Origin of the sequence: Streptomyces sp. NTH33 (genome assembly GCF_003236365.1) — a bacterium.
Classification (GTDB): Bacteria; Actinomycetota; Actinomycetes; order Streptomycetales; family Streptomycetaceae; genus Streptomyces.
In genome coordinates, this window is the sequence record NZ_POTZ01000869.1 from 1 (window position 1) to 1,474 (window position 1,474).

Annotated in this window: 2 protein-coding genes; both read right to left on the reverse strand. The window is 71.2% G+C overall.

Going from position 1 to position 1,474, the window contains the following annotated elements; translation table 11 throughout:
- On the reverse strand, window positions 1-416 hold a 416-nt coding region (locus C1I97_RS37105; protein WP_111007266.1), incomplete at its 3' end, for a hypothetical protein.
- A 241-nt stretch (window positions 417-657) separates the two neighbouring features.
- On the reverse strand, window positions 658-1,374 hold the full coding sequence (locus tag C1I97_RS37110; RefSeq protein WP_111007267.1) for an HNH endonuclease family protein: 717 nt from the start codon (window positions 1,372-1,374) through the stop codon (window positions 658-660).
- Between the last annotated feature and the right edge of the window lie 100 nt (window positions 1,375-1,474).

The window sequence follows — 1,474 nt, forward strand, 5'->3', positions numbered from 1 at the left end:
GCGTAGCCCTGGGGAGTGACGGACGGCGGGTAGCCGTACACCACGGTGGTGGCCGTGGGACCGGGGCCGGCCGGCGGTGTCTGGAGGCGGCGGATGTCCGCGTACAGGAGGTAGCCGGCGCTGCCGAACGCGGACAGCAGCAGCATCACCATGGCGAAGGTGCCGCTCGGAGTGCTGAGGTCGTCGGTGGGGTCGTTCTCGATGAGCACGCACGCGACGACCAGGACGGCCAGTGACACACCGAACAGGAACCAGTCGCGCCGGGCACGGGTCACGCAGGCGACGCGCAGCATGGTGGCCCAGGCCAGGAAGCCGATGCTCAGCACCGACAGGGCCACGAACAGCACCCTGAGCACGACCACCAGTGCGGTCGAGGGGCGCGGAGGCTGCGGCGGCGCGTAGCCGGGGCCGTGCATGACTGCTCCTAGTGCCGAGGCCGCCGGTGAGGCGCCTGTGGGGACGTTGCGTACGGTGCGGTACCGGGGGTGTTCCGGGCGTGTTCCGAGAGTATCGGTCCGTCCGGACAACCGGCTTCGGATGTACCGAACCGTTGTCGTCTCCCGGTCGGGCGCCGGGCGGGACCGTCCCGTCGGTCAGCCCGTCGTACATGCCCCGGCCGGGGAGGCGCGTCCGCCTCCCCGGCCGCGCGGTGTCACGTCACCGCGCCCGGAACCGCTCCGGTGCCTTCGTCGGGTTGCCGCCGGAGGGGAGTTTCTGGCCGGGGCAGGTGGACAGGACCTTCTTCATCGCGGCCTTCTCCGCGGCGGTGACCCACAGCTCGTACTTCTTCTTCACCGCGACCTGGGCCGCGACGTACGTGCACCGGTAGGCCTTCTTGGGCGGCAGCCACGTCGCCGTGTCGCCGTCGCCCTTGGAGCGGTTGGCGCTCGCGTCCACGGCGAGCAGGTTGAGCGGGTCGTTGGCCAGGGCTATGCGCTTGCTGGCGTCCCAGTACGCGGCGCCCTTCTGCCAGGCGTCCGAGAGGGCGACGACGTGGTCGATGTCGACCTGGCTGCGCCCGCGCTGGAAGACGATGTCCTTGCCGGAGTACGGGTCCGACCGCAGCACGCCGTACGACACCTTGCACGTGCCGTCGGTGAACCTGACCTCCTTCAGGTCCCGCTTGAGGATGTCGTCACGGGTGCCGCAGCCGTTGGAGTCGGTGTCCGCCCAGGCGCTGCCGAACTTGCCCCGCTCGTAACCGGTCTTCGACGCCCGCCCCTTGACGGGCAGCGACTCGGCGGCGGTGAGCGCCGCGCCGCCCCCGCCCGCCGTCTTCTCCGGTTCGCCCGAGCCGTTGAGCTCCTCCGTGCAACCGGTCACGGTCAACGCCACGACGGCGGCCACGACCGCACCGCCCCTCAGACGCCTCACGCTGCGCCCCTCCCCTTACGTGCCTGGTCCCGCCCCTGGTGCGGGCCTCTTCTCCAAGATGCCCACGGTAGCGGGGAGAATGTGCATGCCACACGGGGGG